The following is a 15,977-nucleotide window of genomic DNA, read 5'->3' as shown; positions in this document are numbered from 1 at the left end:
AGCTAAACTTAAAGCTTTTTAGGTAAGCGAACCAGAACTGATAAACCACCTAAATCAAGACTTCGAGATAAAACTAGGCTTCCACCTAGTCGCTGCGTGGCTTTATCGACAATTGAAAGTCCTAGACCACTGCCCACTTCTAAATGATGGTGCACTCGATAAAAACGTTTTAGAACTTTATCGTATTGTTCAGCATCAATACCGACACCGCTATCTTCGATTTGAATACAAGCAAAATCGTCACTGTCACTGTAAACCGAAATATTAATAATACCTTGATCTGGCGTGTACTTAATCGCGTTATCAATCAGATTAAAAATAATTGAATGAACAGTTGATTCAAGACTTTGCATTTCAATCAAATCGTTACGTTCAAAACCTAAGTCAATTTCTTTTTGCATTGCAAGATTAACAAGCTGTTCGACACAATTGAGTGCGACATCATTCAAACGAAAGTGAGTATTTGGTTCGATTAAACTTAATCCAACATCTTGTTTTGCTAAAGCTAAAAGCTGCGTCACCAAATGCTGAATACGTGCCAAGCCTTTACTCAAATTTTGCAATGCTTCATGTTCAGGAAATTGACTAATCAGAATCTTGGTCTGTAAATTGAGTGCAGTGACGGGTGTTCGTAATTCATGTGCAGCATCTGCTATAAACTGCTTTTGTTCGGTTTGAGCATGTTGAATTCGTTCAAATAAATGATTCATCTCCTCAATAGTTGGGATCAACTCTTGAGGATAATCATTGCTATCAATGGGCGCTAAACCATCTGAATCACGTCGCCTTAATTCTGTTTTGAAATCGTCGAGAGGTTTTAAACTCAAACGAATGATAAAAGCTAAAACCAAAATCGCAAAAGGCAATAAAATAATATAGGGAACAAACATACTCCCTGCCAATTCCCAAGCAAATGATTGGCGAACATCTTCCTGCTGACTAACTTGTATTTGATAGTCTTTTAAAGGAATGACATAGACACGCCATTTGCCTTGTGGCGTGTCTTGGCTATAAAAACCCGCTTGTTTTACAGGGGGAATGAGTAAGTGTGTTTGATGCCATAAATGACTTTGATCTTTATAAGCCCAAATATCAACCAGCAAATCTTCTTCGTGATATGTGCGATGCAATTCAACTTTACTCACAACAGTTGTTAATGGCTGAGCAGTCGAACGCTCAGCCATATATTGCATTTGTGTATCAAGAATCTCATCAACTTCATGTAAAGCTGTTTTATAAGCTGTAAAAATTAATAAACATCCAAGCAGCAAACTAAAGACCGAGGTTCCCCAAATCAGTCTTTTTTTCAGTGAGTATTGCTTAGATATTTTCATAAATATTTATGATTGTCCTAGTCGGTAACCCAAACCACGGATAGTTCGAATAAAATCTTTACCTAGTTTTGCACGTAAGTGATGTACATAAACCTCTATGGTATTACTGGTCACCTCACTATCAAAATCATAAAGCTTATCTTCAAGATTTGCTTTGGAGAAGATTTTATTTGGATGGCTTACAAGCGGAATTAAAATTGCCCATTCACGGTTTGATAACTCAATCTGTTGTCCTTTGAAGGTCGCCAAATGCTGCTCGACATCAAGAACCAAATCACCATTTTTCAATAACTGCGATTGATTTTTAAGTTGTGCTGTTTCTGCATGACCTCGACGTAATAGTGCATTAATTCGTGCCAATAACTCATCGAACTCATAAGGTTTAATTAGGTAATCATCCGCACCTTGATTCAATCCATCGACACGGTTTTGCAGTTGATCTCTAGCTGAAATGATTAATACTGGAAGTACACTACGCTGACGGATTTGTCTCAATACCTGCATACCATCCATCATAGGCAAACCCAAATCAAGCAAAACCAAATCAAAATTATGCTTTGCTAATAAGGATAGCCCATCTACGCCATTATTGACCCACTCTACCTCGAATTGATGGTAGCGCAACAGAGTCAATGTTGATTCTGCAATCATAAAATCATCTTCGATCATCAAGATTTTGGTCATGACTTTATCTCACCTTATGGGTTAGAACATGTCGCTAACATGTCATTTTTAGGGTCAATCACCTTAGTTTTGACATCAAGTAAACTTAACATCGTTGGAAACAAATTGTCTTGACTCAATTCACTCTTATTTTGCTTCGCTAAACATTTCATTTGTTCTGGAGCTTGTTTTTTCCAAAGATCAGAGAACCACATAAACATTGGAACATGGGTTTGTTGAGTCGGGGCAATTGCATATGGCGCTCCATGTAAATACATGCCACTTTCACCTGTTGATTCACCGTGATCCGATAAATACCACAAGCCTGCTTTGTGCTGTGTTTGACCTTTTAACGTTTCAATCAATGAGTCCAAAACATAATCCGTATAAAGCAAGGTATTATCATAACTATTCACAAGCGCATCACGCGAACAACCTTGAATCGCATTGGTATCACAGGTTGGTTTAAAAACTTTAAATTCTGCTGGAATACGTTTGTAATAGGCTGGACCATGGCTACCCATTTGATGTAGTACCACTAAGCGTGGACGCGTATCATCTTTAGGAATTGTTGCAAGATAAGCTTTCAGGCTATCAATTAAAATATCATCAAAACACTCTTCATCTTTACACCATTTCTTTTGAATTGGCTCTGGAATCTTAAATTGTTCAACTCGATCACAAGTTCCCTTACAACCAGAATTATTATCAATCCATGTCACTTGATAACCTGCACGTTTTGCAATATCCAGTAGACCTTCACGATGGCTTGCTAGTCGTTCATCATATTCTTTACGTGGCATACCTGAGAACATGCATGGTACGGAAACAGCTGTCGCTGTACCACAAGAACTCACTTGAGCAAAATTAATTAAATCCTGTTTCGCAAGCTTCGGATTGGTATTCTTAGCGTAACCATTCAAAGAAAAGTTTTCTGCACGTGCCGTCTCACCCACCACTAAAACCATCAATTTAGGTAAAGCAGCAATATTCGCTTTCTGCATTGAAGCATCTTCACCATAAGTCACTAACGGTAAATTTTCTTTAGGTGCTTTCTTCTTATAATATGAAGCAAATGAAGCAATCATATTTTGCGGTGAGATCATTCCCTTCAAATCACGGTGTTCACGGAATATCGCTGCAAAATCAACGTAAAAAACAAACAATAATCCACCAACCAAAGCCAATGAAACAATTGAAGCAATCACTTTTTCTACAATTTGACGCAGCATTGGTTCAGGCTTTAACTTCACCATCAAAATAGCAATGATGGGAAGTACTGTCATTCCTAATGTCCATACAACTAAATGCCAAGACCATGTATCACGTGCTTCAGCAACATCAGTTTGCATTAAATTTTGCACTTGCTCTGATGTAATTAAAACACCAAGCGTATTCACAGCATATGAAGCAAAGCCACCAATAAAAACTAAAACAATCGCTATTGGTTTTGCTGTCCATTTCCAGTTAAAAAGCTGAAAAATAAAATGATAAGCTGCAACAACGACTATAACGGATGCTGCGACAAACATTCCCGCTTTTATCCCAGTATAGGGCGTAAGCGATTGGATTTTTTCATAAAAAGCAAAGTTAAGAAAAATACCTAACCATATTGCAAGCAATAGATTAAATGCAAACAAGGATATCGATTTGGTCTTGAGTTTCTGTAGGAACATGATCTTCACAGTCTGAAAATAGATTTCTTAACTTGCTTAAGATAAGAATAAAAACTTAAAAATGACTTAAACTAAATAATTGAGAGTTAACAAAACAATGGATCTATATCTAGACATCAAAGTATATTTCAAAATAATTCATTTTAAAACAATGAATTCCATTTACTTTCCATCTAAAATTTATCTTAGTTTTATTATCGAAAATCATTTTATTCAGTTAAATGATTATATTACAACATAATAAAATAGAAATAAAAAAACACCCCCTAAGTCAAACTTAGGGGGTGTTTTTAGATACAAGATATTAGAATTTAAATTCTAAACCTAATCCTGCTACAGGTTGCTTATCTTTTTTGTCCGCTTGTTCAAGCGTTAGATAACCTGCGTAACCGTATGTTTTAACTTGTTTGCTAAATGCATAGTCAGCACCAGCAATCACTTGTTTGGCTTTAAAATCTGCCGTGTTGTTTTTAAAACTCGTATCATTTTGGCTATATTGACCTTTCACCGTCCAATTTTTTGCTTGCGGAATATTATATTCAGCACCAATTAACCAACCTTGAGCATCATCGATATTATCTGTTGATGCACCGTTACCATTTCCATCAGACTTTTCAACTTCAGATGTTTGGAAAAGTGCTTTTAATGCTAAGCCTTCAACAGGATTTAAACGACCAATTGCACGTACAGTATTCGCTGCAGCTAATGTTGCAGCTGCAGCAGGAGCTGTGCCTAATTTTGGTTCAGCAGCATTTAAAAAGCCACGCCCTAAGAAGTTACTTGGAATTGCTTTGTCATAACCAATACCCGCTACTAATAATGGATTTTCATAAGTAACCGATGCAGACCATGCATCACCTAAGCCACGACCAGCAACTTTAGCACCACCACTTGTCGCTTTGATGCCAGATGATTCACCCGTAGCAAGTAATGCGTTAAATTTAAATGCACCATGTAGTAATTTAACGGCTGGAGATTCATAAATCACTGTATTATCAATACGGTTTTCGCCAGTGAAAATACCACCAATATCAGCTTTATTCCCTACATAGTTATTGAATGTATCAACGACACTTGATAATTGCTTTACAGGCGTATCATGCTTACCAATCTTAACTGTACCTAATTGGCTGTCTTTTAAACCAATAAAACGGTTACGTTGGCTCCAATCAGTGGTATCGCCATCAGCACTTAAACCCCATTCTGCAGCATATACAGCGCTTAAACGATCAGTGAGTTTTTCATCGCCTTTAATCCCAATGAACGAACTATTTGAGCTAATTTCCCAAACATCTTTATTTCCAATCGTTGCATTTTTTTCTGGTAAATAATCAACACTGGCATCAATCTCACCATAGATTGTTGGTGCTGCGAATGTTGAAGTTGCGAGTAAACCAAGCACTGCTGCTGTTACAATTTTGATTTTCATTGTTTACGTCCTAGCTAAATTTGTAACAAATCCTACACATTAACTTTATATGACAAAACGATTAAAATCTTATTTATTTATTCTATTTTCGACTAAAGTTTAATTTTTACACACATCAATTACATTTTATGAATTTTATAAAAAATTGTTTTTTATTAATAAATTTCAATGAATTAAATAATATTATTAAAAACACTATTCCATGAAAAATACTTATACGCAATCACGAAACTTTGAGTTAAAACAATAATCTTTGCGAATGAAGCAATATAAAAATTATCATTTATATTTCAAAATTAAGAAATATTAAAAGAAATTTGTAATAAAAATTTGTTTTCATCTTGTATTTTCTTTCCAATAGAACATCGGGAATAGACACAAAATAGCAACCATACAAATCAAACATAAGTAACGATAATACCCAATCGCATCAGCCAAAATTCCACTTCCTAAGTAGAGTAAACCACTCATCGTAGCCATAATCGATACCTGAAAAGTAAAATCTGTACCTGCAAATGCTTTGCGACTGTACTGCATAATCAAAGTTAAGATGACCACTAATAACATTGCTGAACAAGCATCTTCAAATGCATTGACGATATATAACCAAAATGGCGTAATCTGCTGATTAGTTTCATAGCCATAAGCAATGCCCGTATAAGCAACTAAACTGATAATCTTCAGAATTGAGAAAGTAATTAAGCATTGTATTCTGGAAAAATGTTTCAATAAAAGCCCTGCAACACCTGCTCCCACCAGCGCTGCCATAGCACCAAATATGGTGATAAAAACACCTATTTGGGTGTAATTTAGGCCCATATCTACCATCAAAGGTTTTAATACTGGTCCTGCCAAACCATCAGCAACTTTAAAACTCAATAAGACCATCAACCACGTTTTTAACTCTTGAGAAGATGTAAAATACGTAAGATATTTTTTAATTGATTGGCTAATTGAAATCGAAGAAGTTGTCTGCGCGCTATTTGTGAAATGATGCCTAGACTCTTGATAAAACAAAATAGGTATGGTATTCAAAACGACCAATATGGCTAAAATAAGAAAGGTCTTTTGCCAATTTAACCAATCTAAACACCAAAGCACTGCTCCACCACCAACAATAAATCCTAAGCGTGAACCAATCACTTGAAAAGTATTACCCCAATGCTGTTGATCCTGTTTAAGTAAATTGACAGCTAAAGCATCTGTGGCAATATCTTGTGTCGCACCAGTAAAATTCATCAAAAAAAGTAAGACAAAGAAAATAAATAAATAACTGGGTTGATCAAGTGCTTGAATAGGGAAAAATGACAAAATAACCAAAATAAAAACACTGGATAATTGCGTCGGAATAATCCAGCTACGGTAATGCCCTAAACGAGAGAGTGCAAAACGGTCAACATACGTCGCCCAAAAGATTTTGATCGACCAAGGCAGCATCAGTAAACCAAAACCACCGATATGTGCTAAAGAGACACCTTGTGCCCTTAAAATTACGGGTAAGGCATGGGTCATGAAGCCTACAGGTAATCCCTGTGCCCAATATAGAGAAAACAATAAAATGTAAATCTGTCGAAGATTAAGCATTTACAGTTTTCCAGAGTAACAAAAGAGAGAACTCAAGTATCCAATCCTTTCATTGATCTGGCAATAAAATCTTATTTTTTGCCAATGCGAGACCTGTCATGAGCGTTTAACATAAATTGTAGTTATCATCGTATTTACAGATTTATGCCACAATATTTTCCTGACTTACCTCCGTTAGTTCCGCAGCGTGGAACGGCTTTCAGTCGTACTTTGTGTAGAAAACTGTTTTTAGGACAAGGTTGGACTGTGGTTGGAGAAATTCCAAACTTACCCAAAGCAGTTGCTATTATTTCTCCACACACTTCAAATATTGATGGTTGGTATGGTTTCTTGGCAATTGGAGGGCTCGGTTTAAAAATTACAGTTTTGGGAAAAGATACTTTATTTAAACCACCTTTTAAGTCAATTTTAGATTGGGCAGGACTCATTCCTGTTCACCGTGACAGCACCAATGGTCTTACTGAGCAAGTAGTTGCGACTATTCACAAATATGACAAAATTTGGGTTGGCATGGCGCCCGAGGGAACACGAAAAAAAGCTGAAAAAATCAAAAGTGGCTTTTATCATATAGCTCATGCAGCAGGAATACCCATAGTGATGTTTGCTTTCGACTACGATCGCAAAACCATTTACAGCTTAGGAGCATTTACACCAACAGGTCACTATCAAAATGACCTTGAACAGATTATGCAGCGTTATGTTGGTCATTTTTCTCCAAAGAATCCTGCTTGGCTGGCAGAACCATTACAAAAACTAGTGAAAAAGGACTAGAAAATTAGGGGTAAATCTGCTCTGATGTGCCCATCTTTTTGTCTATTTTATCTCCACTTCATATGAAAATTGCTCGACTGTCTTGCTTGGCTTTATTCAGCCTAGCTTTATTTGGTTGTGATCAAACTGTAAAAAATGCTCCCCCTACGACCTCGATTAAAGCTCGTGAACCTGTTATCGCTTTGGCTTTAGGTGGAGGTGGTGCAAAAGGTTTTGCGCATATTGGCGTCATTAAAGTTTTAGAATCGCATGATATTAAAGCTAAGATTGTCACTGGAACAAGTGCAGGTAGCTTTGTTGGAAGTATTTATGCAAGTGGGCAAACCCCTTATCAAATGCAAAATCTCGCATTAAAACTTCAAGAATCTGATTTGCGTGATCTTACTATCAATAGCCAAGGTATTATCCTTGGGCAAAAACTGCAAAACTATGTCAATACTCAAGTTGGTAACAAACCAATTGAAAAATTTCCAATTCGCTTTGCGGCGGTTGCCACTCGTTTAGACAATGGTAAAAAAGCTGAGTTTATTAAAGGAAATGCAGGTCAAGCCGTACGAGCCTCTTGCAGTATTCCCAACGTCTTTGTTCCAGCTGTGATTGGTAATACCAAATATGTAGATGGTGGTTTAGTCAGTCCTATTCCTGTGAAAACTGCCAAAGATATGGGTGCTGATATTGTGATTGCAGTCGATATATCTGCGCGTCCAACAGGTGATAAACCATTAAGCATGTGGGGTTTATTGGATCAGACCATTAATATTATGGGGCAACAAAGTATTAATGAAGAATTGAACCAAGCAAATGTTGTAATTCAACCGAAAGTCGGTCATTTGGGTGTACTTGATCTGAAATCGAGTAATCAAGCAATTTTAGAAGGCGAAAAATCGGCTCAAGCGAAAATTACATCAATCCAAAATGCAATTGCAACGTTTAAGAAATCTCCTGCTGCATTTAAACCTGCACCAAAACCTAAATTCTAATCATTATCTTCAGGGGCTGCTGCTATTTTATAATAATCATCAGTCCCAATATCTAAAAAAACAATCTTTTTATATTCATAAACATAATGATCTGCTACAGTGCCAAAGTGAATGTTTTTTCACCTAACTCAGTTTAATGATGCGAGCAAATCTATGGAGTTTGTAGTTGAACCTTGGCACTGGTTTGTATTAGGAATTTTGCTGATCCTTTCAGAGTTGATTTTGACCGCTTTTGCTGCGTTATGGTTTGGCGTAGCCGCAATTATGGTCTGCATTTTACTATGGCTTTTCCCAATGATGGGCTTTACCACCCAAGTGGTCACATGGGGAATTTTATCCATTTTATGTACGATTCTTTGGTTCAAGTTTATCAAACCACTTTCAATTGATAAAACTAAAGCAGGTCTAGCGCGTGAATCAACAATAGGTCAAGTGGGTATGGTGATTAAAACTGGACTTGATCATGGACAAATCGTCGTACACTTTCCCATGCCCCTTTTAGGTTCTGATGAATGGAATTGCCGTTCTACAGTTCCAGTACAAGTTGGTGATCGTGTCCGAGTAATTGATATTTTAGGTAATGATTTAGTCGTTCAACCACACAGCAACTCATAAACATAAAGAGGGTTTCCAATGTCTGTCGGTAATATTGTTGTCTTAGCACTTTTAGCTTTTATTGGCATAACTATTTTTAAAGGGGTGCGTATTGTTCCTCAAGGGTATAAATGGATTGTACAACGTCTAGGTAAATACCATACCACCCTAAACCCGGGTCTGAACTTTGTTATTCCCTATATCGATGAAGTGGCATATAAAATTACAACTAAAGATATTGTGTTAGATATTCCATCACAAGAAGTGATTACTCGAGACAATGCTGTTTTAGTGATGAATGCTGTCGCTTATATCAATCTAACAACTCCAGAAAAAGCCGTGTATGGAATTGAAAATTATACGTGGGCGATTCAAAACCTAGTGCAAACTTCATTACGTTCGATTGTCGGCGAAATGGATTTAGATGATGCTTTATCATCTCGTGACCACATTAAGGCGAAATTAAAAGCTGCCATTTCTGATGATATTTCAGATTGGGGCATTACCCTTAAAACAGTTGAAATTCAAGATATTCAACCATCTCACACCATGCAAGCTGCGATGGAAGCACAAGCGGCGGCTGAACGTCAACGTCGTGCAACGGTGACGAAAGCAGATGGTGAAAAACAAGCTGCGATTTTAGAGGCAGATGGTCGTTTAGAAGCTTCCCGTCGTGATGCAGAAGCTCAGGTAGTCCTTGCAGAATCTTCACAACGCGCAATTGAAATGATCACCACTGCTGTAGGTGATAAAGAAATTCCTGTTGCTTATTTATTGGGTGAGCAATATGTGAAAGCAATGCAGGACCTATCTAAATCAAGCAATGCAAAAACTGTGGTACTCCCATCGGATGTACTTAATGCTATCCGTGGAATTATGGGGAAACATTAAACTCCCTTTCCAATCAAAATAAAGCAGCGTTATCGCTGCTTTATTTTTTATACATTCTGAATCAGTTTTCGTTCTTTAACTGGCAATTTTCCTGCCACCAAATCATAAGAATCTTTAATTAGGTCTTGCAGCAAATCTGCTGTAATTTCATCACCGCTGGCAATTGATATCCAATGTTTATTATTCAAATGGTAACCTGCAGAAATTGAAGGATATAGCTCTTGATATTCCAAGCTTTTCTCAGGCTTACATTTGATGGTTACAAGCAACTTTCCAGAATATGCACCAATCAACATAAACATTTTGTCAAAAATTTTAAACACCTCACAATCTGGTCCAAAGCGTTGGGACTGAATTCAAAAAGCAAGTTCTTGTCCATACTCGAGTGCAAGTTGTTTTAATTGATCATCCTTCATAAAACCGTATCCTATTTTATTTCTTATCGTTTATGGTCTTGGCTTAGATCAACTTTGGCGTGCTAACAAGAATTGAGAAATTTCAACAAGTTCTTTAGCAGCATCCCCGAAATATGCTAATACTTCAAAGGCTTGATCATGTAAAGTTTGAGCATAAGCCTGAGCTTGAGCCAATCCCATCAATGCAGGATAAGTAGATTTTTGCACTTGCTCGTCTTTACCCGCAGTTTTACCTAAAATTTCAGTGCTTGCTGTAATATCTAAAATATCATCTTGAACCTGAAAAGCTAAACCAATGCTTTGCCCAAATTGACGCAATTTAGGAATTGCTTGATCTGTCCCAGTAAAGATAGTCACTGCACCCATCATGATCGCGGCTTGAATCAATGCACCCGTTTTATTACGGTGAATATTTTCTAATTCAGTTTGATCAACTTGTTTACCTTCAGCTTGTAAATCAAGCACCTGTCCGCAAACCATTTTAGAGCTTGCAGTCGCCAAAATCTGCATTTGCTTCAAGACAATAGCTGCATCTATACCTTGACCTTGTTCATCAAACAAACGGCTACCCAATATCTCAAATGCCATGGACTGTAAAATATCACCTGCCAATAGTGCAGTATCTTCGCCAAATGCCACATGACAAGTTGGTTGACCTCGACGTAACAAATCATTATCCATACACGGCAAATCATCATGTGCCAAGGAATAACAATGTATTAACTCAATCGCAACGGCAGCACGACGAACCGCTGCAAAATTATGATTTGGCAATAAAGCTGCTGTTGCATAACATAATGCAGGACGAACACGCTTACCCCCCAACATTACTGCGTGGTGAACGGCCGACTTTAATGGTTCAGGAATGGAAAATGCAGCCAATGCTGTCAATAAATCTTGTTGAATACGTTGTTGAGATTGTTGTAGAACATCCGCATTAACTTGAGAAATAGATGACACGATTGCCTCGAGAAATGATCTGATAAAATAGGTTTAACTCTGGCATCATAACACTATTTAGTTATGACAGGTAATTCAGCCGTTTTTAATGATTTTGTAATTTATCAATTTTTATTGTTTAGCTTACTTATAATAACCGAACCAATAAATTGGCTCGGTTTTATTAAAAACTAATGCTTATCCCACCAGTAACAACTGTTATTGGTATTTTAAATATTAGTGAAAATTTTAAATTTATTTATCAATTACTTAGTTCAAAGCTCAATATCTTGAGGTTTACTTTTCGAACTAGTAGGAGGTGTGAATTCAACCCCAGCCTTTTTAAAAAGTTGTGGTACTTCAACTAATGCCATTGACGAGTTCTTAGCAATACCTGTCACATCACCTACTAAATTTTTAGCGCCACCTACTGTAAATCCACTTGATGTTAATGATTGTGGATTTGAAATAATCGCTGTAGAAATCTGTGAAGCTCCGCCAGCCAGATCTTTAGCCATTAATGTTGCAATACCAAAATTTTGTGCTGCAGCAAGTAAATATTTTTTCTTCTCCGCACTTAAATTTTTAATAGTTTCAATTGTTTCTGCTTCATCTTTTTTACTTGCAGCCATCACTTCATCAGTTGGTTTTTCCAAAGAAGCTAGAATGGCCTCTTTTTCTTGTAAATTAGTTGTAGACTTAAGTGCTTTTAATTTAGCCTGAATTTCACCACTCATTTTACTTTTTGAAATCGTAGCAGCTAAAGCTGCACGGCTTTCTTGAAAAAGTAAGTTAGTCGCACTAGCTTGTGTTAAAAAATCGGTAACATTAACATTGCTAGATGCTGATGTACCAATTACATTTTGGGTCATCTTAGACGCAAAATCTCCAAAACCGGCATGTGCATTTGAAATTGTACCGATTATCATTGTTGCAACTATAAGTTTGTTCATAAGGTTTCCTTATTGGGTTGAATCAGCTTTTTGAGCAATTTGTTGAAGTAGCGGAGGTAAATCATTTAATAATTGTAAAAGATAAGTTTCTTTATAGCTTTGCATAGAAAAACCTTTCAAATTAATTTCTTGTTTAATCCCTTGAGTTCCAATTTTTTGTTGGTTCTCATTAAATAAGCGTACACCAGTAGTGACATCTAGAGTTGCACGACAGTTTTTATCATTTGCATCACATATCAGAGAATTAGGTTGTACATTCACTTTAAATACTGGTTGTATACAAGTTTTTGGTTCAAATAATTTAAGATTTAATTGTTTTTTAAATCCAGCATTTTCGGTCATATATTGAATATTATCTTTAAGTGAGCGCCCCTTTTCTAAGTCGACACCTGTGGCATAGAACGGGTATTTAGAATATTTAGCAAATCCATAATACGTCATTATTGTAAAAGGCTTAAATTGAATCTCACCACTTTGTTCTGTAGCTAAAAATGCGCACATTGAACGTGATAGATTAGAATCTATAGCATTTTCTTGAGTATCAACTTGAATTATATCTCCTGACTTAACAGAGATATTGTCACTCTTCCCAATAGGTGCATCGAGTTGTGCTGTGACTTCATTACCATCACGGGAAATGACCGTTGCCTCCCAAGTCGGGATCAACACTTGTTTACCAGAAATCGTTTGCGAGTTATAAATATTAATTTTTAACCCTAAATTCAATTGTTTACCTTGATCTTGAATACTGATTATCTGATTATCTGATTTACTTACTTTCAAGTCAGTACGAGTAAATTTCAGATCTTTCTTAAAAGTTTCTGCCAATTTAATTAATGCATTTTTAAGTGCAACTTCTTTCTGATTTTCCAATGAAAATCCCATACCATCTGAAATGATATCCTTAATTTCATTACTTGCATGTGCAACATGAATGACTCGACCAGAACTATCAATCATTTCTGCCATGACATCACTATAAACAAATTGCTGCTGAGTGAGTTGCCCCACTTTTTGTTCATAACCTATTGTGGGTGTAACATATAAACGAATAAAAAAATCAGGGAGTTCTCGACGGTTAATATCCTCAGCCTGCGCTAATTTCGTTTCCTCACTAATGGACTGAGCAAGAGCACTATAACGACGATTGACAGGAACTAAAGTAAATGGTGCATTATCTCCTGTCGCATCAGAAAAGATTTGCTCAACCAATTCTTTTGGTTCATCTCCAAAACGAATGATATCCATAACAAGAGCTTTAGGTTTCCGAATAGACTGTCTTACATTAGACGTCATTTTACTAAATTCTTTCGTATTTCCATACAGCATGATAGGAATTGCAACCGCATAGTCTCTATCAGCATGGACAATCCGAATAAGATCACCTTCACTCGAACTCAGCTCATCATTTTTGCCAATACCTTGATCAAATCCTTTATCTAAAATCAGATAAGATTTCCAACGATCAATAATAGTTGTTTTAATTTCTGAAAGCTTTAATTTAGCTTTTGTACTTTCTACAAGTTGCTGTACTAAAATCAGCATATTATTCTGATACTGTGTAATAATTTTTTGATCAGTGGCAGTTTGACCAATTTCACTACTCATTACTTTAATGGGCTGAACATATGTTTTACTTTCACTAAATATTACTTCACCCGTTAAAATATTAGTCAACTTAAACGACACTGTTAAAGGCAAAAATATTTCAGTTGTCGATTGTTTCTGTACTAAATATTCACTCGCACGCACTACATCCAAAGATGCAACATAAGTACGATTTTTAGTATTTTGCTCAATTTGTGTAACGACTTGATCGGGAAAAGCCTGTTTTAGTGCTTTCTCAAAATTTGCTTGTAATTGTACTCTTAATTCAGGTGTGATTGCCTTTTCAAAATTACAAGATAGCGATGAATCAATAATTTCTGATAAAGGGGTCAAAAGACTTTTACACTGATGTTTAGAACTATTTAAACCAAATAATCCCTTAGATGGATAAATTTGTAAATTCGCATAACTATTTATACTTACAAAACTGAGCAATCCCAAACTTAATAATTTAGTCTTTATTTGCATTGTGAACCACCAATACATAAAGTAATCGTATTGCCTTGTTGTATTCTTTCAGCAGATGCTAATGTTTGATTAACTTGTCTAAGTGCTTTATTTAATTCGACAGTAAGTGGTTTATCACTTTTATACCCCATTGTGATTTCAACCAATTTCCCATCTTGACTACGAATATTAATATTTTCTGTACCAGCAATCTGATCAAGGGCTTCATATAAATCGTCTCCTAAACGTGTAGAGACGTTATTGGTGATACTTTTTACAAAAATCGTGATTTCTTTACCGTACATAGAACGGTTCTTAGCATAGTTTAAAATCTGTGGCCCGACATTACTGACTGCCAACTCTCCTAATTTAGCCGCAACATTGGTACGGCAAGCCTCAGCCGTTGCTCCTGATGCTGATTCAGTCCGCGTTTCCCCACCCATTAATGTCGCATCATCTACAGAATAGACCTTAAATGTCACGGCACCATCACATACATATTGTCCTGTTGCTGATGAACGACCACGATCAAAAATATTACTTGAACCTGCCATAAACCAGTCTGCTTTTGTTTCACGAGCAGCAGCAGCAAATTTAGCCAATTCAGCATCACTTAATAATTGCTGAATCGTCATATTACGTCCCTTTAAATATTTACTTCTAAATAAATCTGAATCCATTAAACGTAGATCATATTTAGCTGCATTTTGAGCAATACTATTTAAGGTTTGATTGACTTTTTCTGGAACAACACTGGGCGTTTGGTATTCAACATATTTCACAAAACTTTGAATATTATTTTGTCGTTCTTTTTGAGAATAACTTGCATCTTCTGATGTACTGTAACTCGCAGATGCGGAAGAACTTGATTTATTATTATGACTTGTTTTACTGCCTGCTGCATAAGCTCCTGAACCATACCAGTTGTCATAGCCACCTACATAGCCACTACTAGAGCGCCCTTGAGAAGATGCGCTTTCTCTTGAGGAAGCACTGGCTTTTTCACGGCTTGAATAAGCCGCTTTTTCATCATTACTATAACTTTGGTCATTAAAATATGATGTAAACTCTTTTACTGGTTTACTATTATCTCGAGGAACACCGAAGTACTCATCCATAACAATCATGATAGGGCTTGTACGGCTATTTTTCTTTGACAAACCATAATCATTTAATATTGTACGAAATTCTTTGTCATCAATTTCTAAATTAACACGAGTAACTAGATTATTCTCACCATCAGTTTGGCTGCCTAAATTTGAGAAATAGGCAGGATTCACTTGATTTATAATTTGTGGTAATAAAAGTTTTGCTTCTGATAATGATTGCATTCCATTAATTTTAATAATCAAAGCGGATACTGCATCAGCTTTTGCTAAATCAGATGCTGTATTTCGAGTAAGATTTTGATCTTTTTTTATAATAGGAGATTTACCTATACCAATTACACTAACAATTTCGGCATGAGCAATATTTGATATAACCCCGCAAAAACCTAAAGCCCACAACCATTTTTTCATATAATACCTTTTACTTTTTCATATAGAAAATCAATATCACATAAAGTAATCTATAAATAAAAAAATATAAAGAAAAAATTAACATTAAATAATAGTTTCTTATAGAAATTATCTTAAAAACCCAAACAGTCTAAATTTATTATTTTGACACTCCAGATCATGGATAAATTCA

The 15,977-nt window shown here is 36.1% G+C and carries 14 protein-coding genes; 4 read left to right on the top strand and 10 right to left on the bottom strand.

What is annotated here, in order from left to right:
- Window positions 1-8: 8 nt before the first annotated feature.
- The 5 genes from CDG59_RS02110 to CDG59_RS02090 form a co-directional block, all read right to left on the bottom strand.
- Complete coding sequence (locus CDG59_RS02110; RefSeq protein ID WP_005161867.1) at window positions 9-1,334, bottom strand: ATP-binding protein; 1,326 nt, start codon at window positions 1,332-1,334, stop codon at window positions 9-11.
- 6 nt (window positions 1,335-1,340) lie between these two features.
- On the bottom strand, window positions 1,341-2,018 hold the full coding sequence (locus CDG59_RS02105) for a response regulator transcription factor (RefSeq protein ID WP_087543277.1): 678 nt from the start codon (window positions 2,016-2,018) through the stop codon (window positions 1,341-1,343).
- 14 nt (window positions 2,019-2,032) lie between these two features.
- Window positions 2,033-3,673: a phosphoethanolamine transferase gene (locus CDG59_RS02100; protein ID WP_087543275.1), complete on the bottom strand. Its 1,641-nt coding sequence runs from the start codon at window positions 3,671-3,673 to the stop codon at window positions 2,033-2,035.
- Between the two features lie 304 nt (window positions 3,674-3,977).
- Window positions 3,978-5,102, bottom strand: a complete 1,125-nt coding sequence (locus CDG59_RS02095; RefSeq protein ID WP_087543273.1) for a porin — start codon at window positions 5,100-5,102, stop codon at window positions 3,978-3,980.
- A 336-nt stretch (window positions 5,103-5,438) separates the two neighbouring features.
- Window positions 5,439-6,686 carry an MFS transporter gene (locus tag CDG59_RS02090; protein WP_087543271.1) on the bottom strand — a complete coding sequence of 416 codons (1,248 nt, stop codon included), beginning with the start codon at window positions 6,684-6,686 and terminating at the stop codon, window positions 5,439-5,441.
- A 144-nt stretch (window positions 6,687-6,830) separates the two neighbouring features.
- Here CDG59_RS02090 and CDG59_RS02085 point away from each other — a divergent pair, with 144 nt between their 5' ends.
- From CDG59_RS02085 to CDG59_RS02070, 4 genes are all read left to right on the top strand, one after another.
- Entirely contained in the window at window positions 6,831-7,457 is a 627-nt protein-coding gene (locus CDG59_RS02085; protein ID WP_087535760.1) for a 1-acyl-sn-glycerol-3-phosphate acyltransferase, read from the top strand.
- A gap of 62 nt (window positions 7,458-7,519) precedes the next feature.
- Window positions 7,520-8,437, top strand: a complete 918-nt coding sequence (locus CDG59_RS02080; RefSeq protein ID WP_087543269.1) for a patatin-like phospholipase family protein — start codon at window positions 7,520-7,522, stop codon at window positions 8,435-8,437.
- A gap of 153 nt (window positions 8,438-8,590) precedes the next feature.
- Window positions 8,591-9,052 (top strand): NfeD family protein, encoded by a 462-nt coding sequence (locus tag CDG59_RS02075; RefSeq protein ID WP_087543267.1) that lies wholly within the window; start codon window positions 8,591-8,593, stop codon window positions 9,050-9,052.
- A gap of 18 nt (window positions 9,053-9,070) precedes the next feature.
- Window positions 9,071-9,922 (top strand): SPFH domain-containing protein, encoded by an 852-nt coding sequence (locus tag CDG59_RS02070; RefSeq protein WP_087535758.1) that lies wholly within the window; start codon window positions 9,071-9,073, stop codon window positions 9,920-9,922.
- Window positions 9,923-9,969: 47 nt separating this feature from the next.
- On the opposite strand, the gene CDG59_RS02065 is transcribed toward CDG59_RS02070, so the two are convergent.
- The 5 genes from CDG59_RS02065 to CDG59_RS02045 form a co-directional block, all read right to left on the bottom strand.
- Window positions 9,970-10,278, bottom strand: a complete 309-nt coding sequence (locus tag CDG59_RS02065; protein ID WP_227519099.1) for an MmcQ/YjbR family DNA-binding protein — start codon at window positions 10,276-10,278, stop codon at window positions 9,970-9,972.
- A 108-nt stretch (window positions 10,279-10,386) separates the two neighbouring features.
- Window positions 10,387-11,298, bottom strand: a complete 912-nt coding sequence (locus CDG59_RS02060; RefSeq protein WP_087543265.1) for a polyprenyl synthetase family protein — start codon at window positions 11,296-11,298, stop codon at window positions 10,387-10,389.
- Window positions 11,299-11,552: 254 nt separating this feature from the next.
- A complete protein-coding gene (locus CDG59_RS02055; RefSeq protein WP_087543263.1) occupies window positions 11,553-12,230 on the bottom strand; it encodes a hypothetical protein in 678 nt (225 codons plus the stop codon).
- 9 nt (window positions 12,231-12,239) lie between these two features.
- Entirely contained in the window at window positions 12,240-14,306 is a 2,067-nt protein-coding gene (locus CDG59_RS02050) for a hypothetical protein (protein WP_087543261.1), read from the bottom strand.
- Window positions 14,297-15,805 (bottom strand): hypothetical protein, encoded by a 1,509-nt coding sequence (locus CDG59_RS02045; protein ID WP_087543259.1) that lies wholly within the window; start codon window positions 15,803-15,805, stop codon window positions 14,297-14,299. The genes CDG59_RS02050 and CDG59_RS02045 overlap by 10 nt, the downstream gene beginning before the upstream one ends.
- Window positions 15,806-15,977 lie beyond the last annotated feature (172 nt).

Origin of the sequence: Acinetobacter sp. WCHA29 (assembly GCF_002165335.1) — a bacterium.
In the GTDB taxonomy this organism is placed as follows: domain Bacteria; phylum Pseudomonadota; class Gammaproteobacteria; order Pseudomonadales; family Moraxellaceae; genus Acinetobacter.
This window is presented reverse-complemented; position numbering and strand designations above follow the sequence as displayed.